The 14,452-nt window shown below is 41.6% G+C and carries 14 protein-coding genes; 1 reads left to right on the top strand and 13 read right to left on the bottom strand.

What is annotated here, in order from left to right:
• Positions 1 to 28 precede the first annotated feature (28 nt).
• The 11 genes from HQQ94_RS10805 to yceD form a co-directional block, all read right to left on the bottom strand.
• Positions 29 to 1,876: a DUF294 nucleotidyltransferase-like domain-containing protein gene (locus HQQ94_RS10805; protein ID WP_173294422.1), complete on the bottom strand. Its 1,848-nt coding sequence runs from the start codon at positions 1,874 to 1,876 to the stop codon at positions 29 to 31.
• A 730-nt stretch (positions 1,877 to 2,606) separates the two neighbouring features.
• Positions 2,607 to 4,325, bottom strand: a complete 1,719-nt coding sequence (locus HQQ94_RS10800) for a sodium:solute symporter family protein (RefSeq protein WP_173294421.1) — start codon at positions 4,323 to 4,325, stop codon at positions 2,607 to 2,609.
• A gap of 26 nt (positions 4,326 to 4,351) precedes the next feature.
• A complete protein-coding gene (locus tag HQQ94_RS10795; protein ID WP_173294420.1) occupies positions 4,352 to 4,618 on the bottom strand; it encodes a DUF4212 domain-containing protein in 267 nt (88 codons plus the stop codon).
• Positions 4,619 to 5,232: 614 nt separating this feature from the next.
• Positions 5,233 to 6,471, bottom strand: coding sequence for a beta-ketoacyl-ACP synthase II (gene fabF, locus HQQ94_RS10790; RefSeq protein ID WP_173294419.1), 1,239 nt, complete (start codon positions 6,469 to 6,471; stop codon positions 5,233 to 5,235).
• A gap of 160 nt (positions 6,472 to 6,631) precedes the next feature.
• Complete coding sequence (gene acpP, locus HQQ94_RS10785) at positions 6,632 to 6,865, bottom strand: acyl carrier protein (RefSeq protein WP_012324673.1); 234 nt, start codon at positions 6,863 to 6,865, stop codon at positions 6,632 to 6,634.
• A gap of 159 nt (positions 6,866 to 7,024) precedes the next feature.
• Entirely contained in the window at positions 7,025 to 7,771 is a 747-nt protein-coding gene (gene fabG / locus HQQ94_RS10780) for a 3-oxoacyl-ACP reductase FabG (protein WP_173294418.1), read from the bottom strand.
• A 9-nt stretch (positions 7,772 to 7,780) separates the two neighbouring features.
• Complete coding sequence (gene fabD / locus HQQ94_RS10775; RefSeq protein ID WP_173294417.1) at positions 7,781 to 8,707, bottom strand: ACP S-malonyltransferase; 927 nt, start codon at positions 8,705 to 8,707, stop codon at positions 7,781 to 7,783.
• 51 nt (positions 8,708 to 8,758) lie between these two features.
• Positions 8,759 to 9,718 (bottom strand): beta-ketoacyl-ACP synthase III, encoded by a 960-nt coding sequence (locus HQQ94_RS10770; RefSeq protein ID WP_173294416.1) that lies wholly within the window; start codon positions 9,716 to 9,718, stop codon positions 8,759 to 8,761.
• A gap of 13 nt (positions 9,719 to 9,731) precedes the next feature.
• Entirely contained in the window at positions 9,732 to 10,760 is a 1,029-nt protein-coding gene (gene plsX / locus HQQ94_RS10765) for a phosphate acyltransferase PlsX (protein WP_173294415.1), read from the bottom strand.
• A 14-nt stretch (positions 10,761 to 10,774) separates the two neighbouring features.
• Positions 10,775 to 10,945: a 50S ribosomal protein L32 gene (gene rpmF / locus HQQ94_RS10760; protein WP_173294414.1), complete on the bottom strand. Its 171-nt coding sequence runs from the start codon at positions 10,943 to 10,945 to the stop codon at positions 10,775 to 10,777.
• 16 nt (positions 10,946 to 10,961) lie between these two features.
• The gene (gene yceD, locus HQQ94_RS10755) at positions 10,962 to 11,486 is read right to left on the bottom strand and encodes a 23S rRNA accumulation protein YceD (protein WP_173294413.1); all 525 of its coding nucleotides are present in this window, start codon (positions 11,484 to 11,486) and stop codon (positions 10,962 to 10,964) included.
• A gap of 313 nt (positions 11,487 to 11,799) precedes the next feature.
• Between yceD and HQQ94_RS10750 the strand changes: the two genes are divergently transcribed.
• Positions 11,800 to 12,399, top strand: a complete 600-nt coding sequence (locus tag HQQ94_RS10750) for a nucleoside triphosphate pyrophosphatase (protein WP_173294412.1) — start codon at positions 11,800 to 11,802, stop codon at positions 12,397 to 12,399.
• 45 nt (positions 12,400 to 12,444) lie between these two features.
• On the opposite strand, the gene HQQ94_RS10745 is transcribed toward HQQ94_RS10750, so the two are convergent.
• On the bottom strand, positions 12,445 to 13,095 hold the full coding sequence (locus HQQ94_RS10745) for an HAD-IIIA family hydrolase (RefSeq protein ID WP_173294411.1): 651 nt from the start codon (positions 13,093 to 13,095) through the stop codon (positions 12,445 to 12,447).
• Positions 13,092 to 14,051 carry a 23S rRNA pseudouridine(955/2504/2580) synthase RluC gene (gene rluC / locus HQQ94_RS10740; protein WP_173294410.1) on the bottom strand — a complete coding sequence of 320 codons (960 nt, stop codon included), beginning with the start codon at positions 14,049 to 14,051 and terminating at the stop codon, positions 13,092 to 13,094. Before rluC ends, HQQ94_RS10745 begins: the two co-directional genes overlap by 4 nt.
• Positions 14,052 to 14,452: the final 401 nt, after the last annotated feature.

The following is a 14,452-nucleotide window of genomic DNA, read 5'->3' as shown; positions in this document are numbered from 1 at the left end:
TGAACGATAAACAACCGAATAATTAAACTTAAAAGCTGCGAGAAAATTTAAGTTTTATACCTGATTGAGCGTCACTCACCACTTTACAGGCATCCCTCAACTGCTGCCTGAGTAGCGACGACACATGTTTAGGTTTAAGGTAATTTGAAACTGGCACAGCATTAATATATTGCTCTCGCTGATTAGATAAGCGTATGTGGGCAATAAATTCATGAGCATCTGCCAAATTTAATCCGTCTTTTCGATTCATAATACCTTGTTCCATCAAGGCAAAAATCCGACGTGCTGTATTCACTTCTTTAATCCCAGCAGAAAGCGCATAAACACGAACAATATCATTAATTAATGCATTACCTTTATGTTTAAGATCTATTCCCTTCACTTCAGAACCATCACGTTCGACGACAAATTTATTAAAAAATCCCAAAGGAGGCGATACTCTCAAGGTATTATTTGTCATACCAGCAAGGAAAATATCATTATTATGAGTATTCGCTAATACCTTATCTTGTAAACTATCAAACAGCGAATTGGGGCCAAATACAGATCGCATATCAAAGAAAATACTGGCATTCATCAAGGCGTTAGGCTCTGGACTGTCAACCCAATGCATAAACTGCTGTCGCCATTGAGACAAGCTTAAGCGCCATTTAGGGTTCTGCGCCATAATATCACCAGGGCAATACATGTAACCACACTTATCTAAGCCGCGGCATACCGCCTTAGTTAAGGCATCAAAATAAGCAGATTGAGCTTCATTAGGCGCATGTTCCAACAATAAACCATTATCTTGATCTGAGCAGGCAGTCTGATCTTGTCTTCCTTGAGAGCCGAATGCTAACCAACAAAACGCCATCGGAGCCTCACCCAGCAACTGCTGATTCAATATGATCAAACGCCGCGTCAAAGCATCGCTAACAGAGGTCAACACTCGACCTATCTCCTCAGCTCTCGCCTCTGTAGTGATTAAGTTTTGCAACAGTAATGGGATCTGCTTACTCACCGAAATAAGACTGTCGACATTGCTCTGGCGTTCTATTTCACCAATAAGCAACAGAGGCTGAGCGCTTCTGCCTTTAAAAATATCACTTTTGGTCAATATTCCGATCACTTTGTGATCATCAACAATAGGCAGATGCCGAATGCTATGCTCATTCATCAAGAGCATGGCTTCAAACACTAATGCATTCGACTCCAGTGTATGAGGCTCTGGAGTCATGGCTTCCTGCACAGAGCAGCGACCATCTTTGCCTGCTGCCAGTATTCGATTACGCATATCGCTGTCAGTTAATACACCACAGAGTTTGCCATTATCAAGCACCAAAACAGAGGAGACACCAGCACCGCGCATCTTTTTTGCCACTTCACTCACACAAATATTCACATCAACCATCAAGGGAGAGTGGGACATCAAGGCACTCACTCGACTACTCCTTGTTAGCTCTTTCGCGCTAAGCTTAGCTTGATCACGAAGACGTTTAGCAAAAGCTCGGTTAAAGTAACGATCAAACGGCCGACTCTCGGCGCGTAAATAGTCAAAGGTATCGGAATCAAGATGGTACACCACTGCATCGGCTAAGATCCGAATACGATTACTGACCTTTTCGCCGGACAGAAGCGAAGGAAAACCAAAGTAATCCCCTTCACCTAAGCGGTCAAGTAATTCACCTTCCTCGCTTCTCACCTCAAAAGCACCACGACGGACAATATAAAGCAGCGGCTCTACCTCATCAAAAGGAATAAAAGTCGAAGCTTGACTATAATAACCCACACGTAAACTTTTACAGCATCGATCTAACGTGGCACTAGATAAAGTATCAAAGGGATCAAGTCCCTGAATAAAATCAGTAATGAGTTGAAGTTCACTTGTATCCATAAATCGATTGTCACAATTTTAAAGAAGAAATTTTAGAGATAAAAATTATACCTAACTCAATTTGGTTCAGATATTCGACTTAAGGCGAGTATCCTACTTAAACATTAACAAAAATAACATTAAAAAATAATAGTATCAATTATTTATAATGTTAATGCGGATGTTGGACTTGATTTTTTTTATTCAATTTATGATATGAAAAACGATAAGTTACAAAAAAATTACAATTTAAAAAATAATCACAAAGAAACAAACACAAAAAAACAACACAATAGTGATCTAGACTTTTCTCATTAAGGTTAATAACTAAACAAGTTATAATAACCCCAATTATAACATCGGTTTTAGCCAAATTATTAGCTGTTTTAAATACACCATAAATAAAAATGACACACATCATTTAATGATTTTTAAATAAGTAAAGTTCATCAGATAAATAGTTAGTGTCGATTTTATCTAGTTATTATCTGCAATTAATTACTGGGTCTAATTTACAGCTTAATTATGATAAATGTTACCGTCGAAAAATAGCATTTGCTCTACTTCATTGGTCTTCGCCTCTGCTGTATCATTCACAATATCTTGAGGACTTGCACTCAATAATACGCACTCATCCGATCTCAGATTAACGAAATGAATATAGAGGGCTTACATCACCAAAAACATGGTGATGTAAGCATTTAACAACACAAAGAGCGCCGCTGCACTCTTATTAGCATTGATAAGTTATTCAGTGATCATGTGCTTCGCCGCCTCCCTTTGGAAAACGGATCGATTCAATCATATTCACCACATCAAGCGGAATAGCTGTAGTCATTTTACTCACCGAAAATGCTATAGCAAAGTTAACTAACATGCCTAACATCCCTATACCTTCGGGTGAAATTCCCCACAACCAATGCTCCGCATTGTTCAGTTCTGGGTGGATAAACTTAAAGAACATAATGTAAAAGGCAGTAAACAGTAACCCAATGACCATGCCGCTGATAGCCCCCTCTTTATTGATTGTCTTAGAAAAAATGCCCATGATAATCGCCGGAAACAAAGATGATGCCGCTAAACCAAATGCTATCGCCACCACTGCGGCAACAAATCCAGGAGGGTGAATACCAAAATACCCTGCCATTACTATTCCCAAAGCCGCAGCAATACGCGCAAACATCAGCTCTTTTCGATCAGAAATATCAGGCATTAAGTTTTTCTTCAACAAATCATGGGCGACCGATGTCGAAATCACCAACAACAAACCCGCCGACGTTGACAGTGCCGCCGCTAACCCCCCTGCGGCCACAAGAGCAATCACCCAAGCAGGTAAGTTTGCAATTTCTGGTGTGGCTAACACCATAATATCACGATCTATTTTTATTTCGTTGCGGTCATCTTTAGCATAGTAAATTTTACCATCCGCGTTCTTATCATCCCACTCAATCAGACCCGTTTTCTGCCAGTTCTTAATCCATTCTGGCGCAGTTTCATAGGCTACACCTGTCGACTCTGGACCATTAATCGTTTCAATCATATTCACGCGAGAGAATGCCCCCAATGCTGGAATGGTCGTGTACATAATCGCTATAAAGACCAGCGCCCACCCCGCAGAAATACGCGCATCTTTCACTTTAGGCACAGTAAAGAAACGCACAATCACATGGGGTAAACCCGCAGTACCAAACATCAAAGCACCCGTGATAAAAAACACATCAACCGTACTTTTTGTACCTTGAGTATATTGAGAAAAACCCAATTCGGTCGACAGACCATCGAGCTTATCAAGCAAGTAAACGCCGGTATTATTCCCTGCAGCATCGACCAACTCAGCACCAAAACCAATTTGTGGAAAAATATGCCCTGTCATCATCACAGAGATAAAAATTGCGGGGACCATAAAAGCAAAAATAAGCACGCAATATTGGGCAACTTGCGTGTAAGTGATCCCTTTCATCCCCCCCAATACCGCATAAAAGAAAACCACTGCCATACCGATATACACCCCCGTGTCTATTTCAACCTCTAAGAAACGTGAAAATACCACTCCCACGCCACGCATTTGCCCTGCAATATACGTAAAACAGATAAAAATGGCACAGATCACGGCCACTGTACGAGCAGTTTGAGAATAATAACGATCACCAATAAAATCTGGCACGGTAAATTTGCCGAATTTACGTAAGTAAGGAGCCATGCATAAAGCCAGTAATACATATCCCCCTGTCCACCCCATCAAATAAACTGAGCCATCATAGCCAGTAAATGAAACAATGCCGGCAAGGGAAATAAAAGAAGCTGCCGACATCCAATCTGCCGCTGTTGCCATGCCGTTCATCACGGGATGCACCCCACCACCAGCCACATAAAATTCTTTTGTTGAACCCGCTCTAGACCAGATCGCAATCCCAATATAAAGGGCAAACGTCACCCCAACAATTAAATACGTTAACGTTTTTACATCCATCACTTCATTCCTTTTCTAGCCCAATGTTAGTCTTCCTGAACCTGATATTTTTTGTCTAATGCATTCGCTTTCACAACATAAACAAAAATCAGCGCCACAAACACGTACATCGCTCCTTGTTGTGCAAACCAAAAGCCTAACTTGAACCCCATAAAATGAATGTCATTGAGTACATCAACCAGTAAAATACCACAGCCAAACGATACCCCAGCCCAGATGGCCAATAACCCCAATACTAAGCGTAAGTTTTCACGCCAGTAACTTTCCGCCTTGTCGTTACTTTCAAAACTCATAATGACTCCTTTAATTAATTTTTATTATTCAGCCCTTGTTAATCTATCAAGCTGCTGGCCAACAAGAATCAAGACTTTAGTCTAACGTTAACGTCAGGCCCAATAAAAAATAACAACTAAACCTTAAATAACAACAAATTAAGCACTGACGTTAACGTAATCTTATTTAATTTTCATAATGAAGACGAGACTAAGGTCTCATAAAAATTTAGGTCTGAGGATGATAAATCCGCTGAACTTTATCCAGATCCAGGGTATTGAAATCAATATTCGGATAGGCGCGCCTGATTTATAAGGCCACCTGATTATTATTTATCTTTATTAAGGAGCAACAAATACCTCTGGTTTTACTACCTTAACCTTGATACAAATCTGAAGTTCTAATCGTTTCGGTTAGTTGTGTACACCTCACTTCCCATGGCTTAATTCAAACCCTGCCGTTAACCAATACCGTTCTAACTTCCACTTAGTCGGGGTGATAGAGGTTTTTTAAATCTGCTGGATTTTCAAGCTTCGCTGGGCAAAAAAATGCCAGAAAGCTTAACTTACTGGCATTACCACTAAAGACCCTTTAATCCTAAGCAAATCTGTCACATTAGCCTAAATAGCAAATATCAGGCTTTTTTAAATAACAAAGAGCCATTAGTACCGCCGAAGCCAAATGAATTACATAGGGCGTACTCGAATTTATGTTCACGTGCGGTATGAGGCACAAAATCTAAATCGAAGCCTTCATCCGGGTTGTCCAAGTTCAAGGTCGGAGGGATCATTTGATCCCTAAGGGCAAGTAAGGTAATAATTGCTTCCATCGAACCTGCAGCACCTAAAAGATGCCCAGTCATCGACTTCGTCGAGCTGACTAACAATTGATAGGCATGCTCACCAAACACTGATTTAATCGCTGCCACTTCCGCTTTGTCACCTGCTGGCGTCGAAGTACCATGGGCATTAATGTACCCGATTTGTTCTCTAGCCAGTTTGGCATCATTGATGGCATTGATCATGGCTGCACCTGCACCTTCACCATCAGCTGGCGGTGATGTCATATGAAAAGCATCCCCACTCATGCCAAAACCGACAAGCTCACCATATATAGTCGCCCCACGAGCTTTAGCATGCTCATATTCTTCCATTACCATCACGCCAGCACCATCACCGATAACAAAACCATCACGATCTTTGTCCCAAGGGCGGCTTGCAGCGAGAGGATCATCATTGCGCGTAGAAAGGGCTTTTGCCGACGCAAAACCACCGACAGCGAGCGGGCACGTCGCATCTTCTGCGCCCCCAGCAACCATGATGTCTGCATCACCATAGGCGATAGTACGAGCGGCAAAACCGATATTATGCACACCGGTCGTACAAGCTGTGGTGACGGCAAAGTTAGGTCCCTTCATACCATATTTGATAGAAAGATGACCCGAGATCATGTTGATAATAATACTGGGTACGAAAAATGGAGAAATTTTGCGAGAACCGCCTTTTAATAGGGCCATATGTCCCTGCTCAATCAGTGGCATTCCGCCAATGCCTGCACCAATGGCCACCCCCACTCTTGAACTATCGATTTTATCCATGTCAAGAGCAGAGTCTGTCACCGCTTGTATACCAGCAGCCATCCCATACTGGATAAAAAGATCCATTTTACGCGCATCTTTTCGAGACATGTATTGCTCAACATCAAAATCTTTGACTGAGCCGCTAAAACGAGTCGTAAACTCGCTAGCATCAAATTTGGTTATGGGCGCAATACCACTCTGACCAGAAAGCAACGCTTTCCAGCTTGAATCGACGGTATTACCTACTGGAGTGACTAGGCCTAGGCCTGTTACGACTACACGACGTTTAGACACACTTTCACCTATATAACATTGAATTGATCGACAACAGTGATTAGACACTGCTTTATGATTACTTGGAAGGGGTAATGAATAGAAGACTGGGACAGATAATGCGAATCACTAGAAACAAAAACAGGCAACATAAATGCTGCCTGTTTTCTAGAATTCAGGATTACTGATTCTTTGAAACGTAATCAACAGCTGCTTGAACAGTCGTGATCTTTTCAGCTTCTTCATCAGGGATCTCGGTATCAAACTCTTCTTCTAGAGCCATAACCAACTCAACCGTGTCCAGAGAATCTGCACCCAAGTCGTCAACGAAAGATGCAGCAGACTTAACGTCCTCTTCTTTAACACCCAGTTGCTCAATAATGATTTTCTTTACACGTTCTTCGATGTTGCTCATTAGTTTTCTTTCCTATTCAAATTACGTACTTGCGTAAGATTGCGAGTAGTTTATTCAATTTGACACACAATGCAAGCTTAACTTTCGCAGTTTGACCACGAAATAAGCTTTTATTGATGCTAAACATCAATAAAATAAAGTGCTATCAGCTTATCACATTTATACCATATACATGCCACCATTCACATGGAGAGTTTCTCCTGTGATGTACGCAGCAGAGTCTGAAGCTAAAAACACCACAGCATTGGCGATCTCTTGTGCTTGACCAAGTCTCTCCATCGGCACTTGAGACATTATACCCTTTTGTTGCTCTTCAGTCAGCTCATCTGTCATATCTGTCTGGATAAATCCAGGAGCAACAGCATTGACTGTTATTTGACGAGATGCAACCTCTCTAGCAAGTGATTTGGTAAATCCTATCAAGCCAGCTTTCGCTGCGCAATAGTTTGTTTGCCCTGGATTACCCATAGAGCCTACAACAGAACCGATATTAATGATACGTCCATTGCGTTTTTTCATCATCGGACGCATAACGGCTTTAGAGGTGCGAAATATCGATGTAAGGTTGGTATCAATGATATCACCCCATTCATCTTCTTTCATCCGCATTAACAAATTATCACGTGTAATACCGGCATTGTTAACTAAAATATTAACGTCGCCCTCTTGTGCTTTTATCGCGGCAAATAAATCAGTCACCGACTGGCTATCCGTCACATTTAAAACAAGTCCTAGGCCATTATCACCTAAATACTCTTGTATGAGTGCCGCGCCGCGCTCACTTGTCGCGGTACCAACCACTCTTGCACCGGCTGCCACCAATGTTTCAGCAACTGCACGACCAATACCACGGCTAGCGCCAGTAACTAAAGCAATTTTGCCAGTTAAATCTATATTCACACTCATTAAAATCTCCTACTCGGTCAATATCGCGAGTGATGCCACATCGTTCACTGCTTTGCCTACAAGTGAACGTTCAATTCGTTTTGTCAGTCCTGTAAGGACTTTACCTGGTCCAATTTCAAACACGTGTGTCACACCCATTTTTGCCATCGCTGTAACAGTATCAGACCAAAGCACAGGGCAATAAAGTTGCCTAACTAGCGCACTTTTAATGGCTTTTGCTGATGTCGGCGAAGCAACATCAACATTATTTATGACACTAATGTTAGGCGTTTTAAACGTGATAGAATCCAAAGCCAGAGCCAATTTTTCAGCCGCTGGGCGCATCAATTCACAATGAGAAGGCACACTAACAGGTAAAGCAACGGTCATTTTAGCACCTGCTGCCTTACACAATACCGCCGCTCGTTCAACGGCAGCTTTAGTGCCTGCGATCACGACTTGACCAGGACTATTATAATTAACGGGACAGACGACGTCACCTTCTGATGCTTCTTCACAAGCTTTGACAATCATATGGTTATCTAAACCAATGATGGCAAACATCGCGCCACTGCCAACCGGCACCGCTTGTTGCATTAACTTGCCACGTAATTCAACGAGTTTCACCGCATCAACAAAATCAATGACACCCGCACAGACTAAAGCTGAGTACTCACCTAAACTGTGCCCTGCCAATACATTCGGTAAAGCTTTTCCACTGGCTTCAAATACACGCCATATTGCAACACTTGCCGTCAACAATGCGGGTTGAGTTTTATCTGTTTCATTTAGCGTTTCAGCAGGTCCTTGTTGTACAAGTTCCCAAAGGTCATACTCTACAATCTCACTTGCTTGACTAAAAGTCTGAGCAATAATTTCATGTTCACTAGCAAGTTCAGCCAACATTCCAACCACTTGTGAACCTTGACCAGGGAAGATAAAAGCTGAATTATTCATAAATTCTACCTATTGTATTCAAGATAATTAATCGCTACTTTAATGCAATAATTAAAAACGAACTAATGCACTGCCCCAAGCAAATCCCGCTCCAAATGCTTCAAGCATGAGTAGCTGACCACGCTGTATACGACCATCTCTAACAGCCTCGTCAAAGGCAATAGGAACAGATGCTGCCGAAGTATTACCGTGTTTGGCCAGGGTGAGAACCACTTTATCTAAACTCATGTTGAGCTTTTTAGCGGTGGCTTTAATAATGCGGAAGTTAGCTTGATGTGGAATTAACCAATCAATGTCAGACTTATCAATGTGATTAAGCTCTAGGGTTTCGGTGACAACCCGTGACAGTTGCGTGACTGCTACTTTAAATACATCATTGCCTTTCATCTTCATATACCCCATGTCTTGCGATGGCTCATGACCACGTGGAGGCAATGAACATTTAAGCAAATCAGCTTGCCGACCATCAGCATAGATATGAGTCGATAGAATACCAGGTTCAGTTGAAGCTCCAACAACAACCGCTCCAGCACCATCACCAAATAGAATAATCGTGCTGCGATCTGCGGGCTCACAAAGACGTGATAATACATCAGAACCAACCACTAAGACTTTTTTAGCCATACCAGATTTGACATACTGATCAGCAACAGACAATGCATATACAAAGCCTGAACACGCAGCAGCGATGTCGAAAGCTGGAATAGTATCAACCCCTAGCATAGCTTGAATTTCACATGCAGCAGCAGGAAAAGCATGGCTTGCACTTGTGGTACCACAAACGATCATATCAAGTTGATTAGCCTCAATACCAGCCATGTCAAGGGCTTTTTTGGCGGCTTCAAAACCCATGGTCGATACCGACTCATCAGTCGCTGCGATCCTGCGCTCAGAGATCCCTGTACGTTCAACAATCCACTGGTCATTGGTTTCTACCATTTTTTCCAGATCCTGATTGCTGCGTACCTGTGCTGGCAGATAACTGCCCGTTCCAAGAATTTTTGTATGCATATTTTAGGAAATATCAGTTGTTTATATCTAAAAGAATAGACTCAAGACGTTCTTCAATCATCTTAGGCAGTCTACATTGTGCTTCGGTCACTGCAAGCATAATCGCTTGCAAATACGCAGATTCATCGGCACTGCCGTGGCTTTTGACTACGATGCCCCGTAATCCTATCAAACTTGCACCGTTATAGTGGTCGGGGTTCATCTGTTTAAGAATAGAATTTATACGCGGTGCGATCAATTTAGCCATCAAGCGCACAAAAAAACCTTTGGTCAATCCATTTTCTAATTGATTAACTAATAATGTAGCGATCCCTTCAGAGGTTTTTAATGTAATATTGCCTACAAATCCATCACAAACAATCACATCAACATTGCCTGAATACAGTTTATTCCCTTCTATAAAGCCCACATAATTTATTTGCGGGCATTGTTGCAGCAACTGTCCTGCTTGCTGCACCTGATCATTACCTTTTATTTCTTCAATACCCACATTAAGAAGCGCAACTTGCGGATTTTCTTTTTTATCTATGACTTCACAAAGCACTGATCCCATCACTGCAAACTGAAATAATGTATCTGAACAGCAAGAAACATTGGCTCCCAAATCTAGCAGATAAACTGGGGTTTTATTGACTGCGGGTAATCGACTAATTAACGCAGGCCTATCAATGCCTGGTAGGGTTTTTAGCAGTACTTTCGCAATGGCCATCAGTGCTCCGGTATTACCGGCACTTAAGCAAGCTTGCGCTTTACCGTCACGCACTAACTCAATCGCCAATCGCATGGAACTTTGCTTTCGATTTCGGAGTGCATGCGCTGGACGATCTGACATACTGACCATTTCTGCCGTATGGATAATGTCAATACGTTGTCGAATACAAGGTTCTACATGAATTAAAAAAGGATCGATATCTGTTTGATTGCCAACAAGAATAACACTTAAGAAGGGGTATAAATTAAGTGCCTGCAAGGTTGCAGGCACTGTGACGCAGGGGCCATAATCACCCCCCATCACATCTAACGCAAGCGTTAGATCTGTCATAAAAGTATCAACAATTACTTGTTAATAACCTTTACGCCACGGTAGAAACCATCAGCAGTCACGTTGTGACGACGGTGTAGTTCACCACTCGTTGCATCCACTGATAACTGAGCAGTGCTCAATGAATCGTGTGAACGGCGCATTCCGCGCTTCGAACGAGATTTTTTACTCTTTTGTACAGCCATTTATCTGTCTCCTAGATTACTTGCTCTTCAGTTTTTCTAACACTGCAAACGGATTTGGACGCTCCTCTTGAGAGGGTTCAATTTCGCCTACTACTATGTCTTGATCACCTTGGTTACAACTTTCGTCGGCATGCATTGGGATCAAGGGCATAGCGACTATCAATTCATCTTCAATCAATTGATGCAGACGAACTTCACCTATATCATCGCACTCAATAGGATCATACGCATCCGGGAGCTCATCGATTTCAACCTCATTCTCACAAGGAGTAAAATTAAAATCGACCGTAACCTTTGTGCTATATAGTGTCATGCAGCGTTGACAATGTAGAGTGAGCTCCGTCACAGCCTTCCCTTTAAGGTAGACTATCCCCTGTATATCCTCGCCACATTCCAATGACACTACCACATCGGAACAGTCTCCGGCACTTAACTCATTTAATCGCTTTAAATGCTTGCCAGGGATCACACCTTCATAAGAAAGTTGACTAGCCGCAGCGCGTATTGGATCAATTGAAACCGGTATTTTTACTGTTTGCATAAGGCGCGCATTTTATAGTTTGAAATCCTTAGAGTCAAAGGAAATTAGCTATCTTGGTGAAGATAGGCTAATTCAATTACATTTTTAACTCTAACAACATAAATTAATCAATGATAAATTTTACCTAAGCATGGGCATTTACTCAAGTGTCTCACGCTTAAAATAAAAGCGAACGGACCTTTTTTATCCTTAATAAACAAAAAATGTCCTCCTTTAAAAGATGAAAAAGGATAAACTTGACATCAAAATAGGCTCAAATTGAAAATGTGAATGCTTATTATGTTTTCAACTGTCATTTACATGGAACCTGATTATGTCAGCTCAGCTAATACTCGCTTCAAGCTCACCCTTTAGAAAACAACTACTCGAAAAGCTGAATATCCCCTTCGAAACTTGTTCACCCAATATTGATGAATCAGCGCATCTAAACGAATCCCCTGAAGCCTTAGTGATGCGCCTAGCGCAAGAAAAAGCAATTGCAGCAGCTTCTGCTTACTCACAAGGACTCGTGATTGGCTCAGATCAAGTCGCAGTGATCAATAAACGCATTGTCGGTAAGCCTCTTACCCATGAAAATGCCGTCAAACAACTCACTCAGGCCTCAAACCAGATCATCACATTTTATACCGGGCTAACTGTGCATAACATCAATACAGGTCACAATGACACTCGATTTGAAACCTTTAACGTGCACTTTAGAGCATTAACACAGGCACAAATCGAATACTATTTACACACTGAACGCCCTTATTTTTGTGCTGGCAGTTTTAAATGTGAAGGATTGGGCATTGCGTTATTTACCCAATTAGAAGGAAAAGATCCTAACACGTTAATCGGTCTGCCTTTGATCACCCTAATTGATATGCTTGAATTGCAAAATTACCACGTTCTAGCATCAAACTCGGCAAGCTAGAAGCGTTGTGTTGGACATTAGCTGATAACAATACCGGCGAGACGGTTAGTGACCTAAATAGTTGAGTAAGTCCAGTGGGGCATTAATCATCGCTTTGGGATTAGCGCGACTTAATTTACTTGTACCATGAGCACCGTAGCTCACACCAATAGCATCAACTCCAGCACTATTTGCCATATTAAGATCATGCAATGAATCACCTATCATGAGACACTGTTCTGGCGTCACATGACGCTCAATTAACAGTTGATTGATCATCTCAGGGTTAGGCTTACTTAGCGCTTCATCTGCGCAACGACTCGCAATAAAATAATGACCTAACCCCGTCTCATTTAACACGCGGGTTAACCCCGCTCTGGCTTTTCCTGTCGCAACAGCAAGCTGATAGCCTTTTTGATCGAGTTGTTGTATTAGTGACTCTGCTCCCTCAAACAAAGGACTCGGTGTATCATTGAGCTCAAGGTATTGCTGACGATATAGTTCAATCATCTTGTTATAAATGACATCATCCAGATTATCATGCAAAGTATGAAGTGCTTTATGCATCGATAACCCAATAATATCTCGCACTGCTGACTCTGACGGAACGGCCAACTCAAGAGAGCGTGAAGACGCCTGTATACACGCAACGATTTTTCCGACAGAGTCCATCAAGGTTCCATCCCAATCGAATATTAACAGCTGATATTGCTTCATACTTTTACCAATTTATCTAATGTTTTAATAAGCACAACATCCAAAGGGGCCTTGACTACCATCACTTCTTCTGTGCCTGGATGGATAAACCTCAATTGCGCCGCATGCAGAAACAAACGGTTAAGCCCAAGCGCTCGCAAACTGTCATCATATTTTTGCTCACTGTACTTGTCATCACACGCGATAGAATGACCTGCATGTTGACAATGGACCCTAATTTGGTGCGTACGACCTGTTACAGGGCTAGCTTGGATAAGTGTGCTGCCCTGATAACGTTGTAAAATCTTAAAACGAGTTTCACACTCTTTGCCTTCTTGATTGACACGTACAATACGCTCACCAGACTTCAAGGTTAGCTTAAGCAATGGCGCCTTTATCGCTTTATCTTTTGCCTGCCAAGTTCCCTTGACTAAGGCCTGGTAATCTTTTTGCATTTTTTTAAATCTAAGTTGATCATGTAAATGCCTTAAAGCACTGCGTTTCTTAGCTATCAGTAGCACCCCTGAAGTATCTTTATCAAGACGATGCGCTAATTCCAAAAATTTCTGCAGTGGTCGAAGCGCACGCATCGCTTCAATAATACCAAAATCCACACCACTTCCACCATGAACAGCAAGCCCGGCAGGTTTATTTAGCACGATAATATGCTTATCTTCAAACAAAATACGCTCTTCAAGCTGTGAGACCTGACTCAATTTAGCTGAAGGACCTGGGCATTGTTCCTTATCAGAGACCCGTACTGGTGGGATCCTCACAATATCGCCATCTTGCAGCTTATACTCAGGTTTAATACGTTTTTTATTGACCCTAACTTCACCTTTACGCACGATTCTATAAATCATACTTTTAGGCACACCTTTTAATTTAGCTAAGAGGTAATTGTCGATACGTTGCCCGAGATTATCTTCATCAATAGTAACGAACTGGACTTGAGCTTTTGGAGATTCGGTATTCATTATGTGCCTATATCTATATCTGAAAGCGCATTATACAGCAAATTATCAGAACTTTGAGCCTTTCCATTTGCTGAATTTAGTGATTATTGCTATATTCCATCCGTGGTTGGGTATAATCAGTAGACAAGTTGTTTACAAAAACCTCAACAATAGCGAAATAAGTGGAGACTAAAATGTTTCTCATCTGTAGCAAATCATTGATTTGCAAGTCGTTTTATATGAAATCTAAAGTAAGTGTTAACGACTAAACAGCATGATAAACCCACATGACAACGTGGTTTCTCCAACAATCGCACCCCAAATTCGAAGATTAATTTTAACTTATCATCAAATGAACACGATTCGATTTTGGCATTAACGGAAAGTATTGAATAATTTATTGGGTTGGTTGATATTTTACA

The organism is Shewanella sp. VB17 (genome assembly GCF_013248905.1).
GTDB lineage: Bacteria > Pseudomonadota > Gammaproteobacteria > Enterobacterales > Shewanellaceae > Shewanella.
This window is presented reverse-complemented; position numbering and strand designations above follow the sequence as displayed.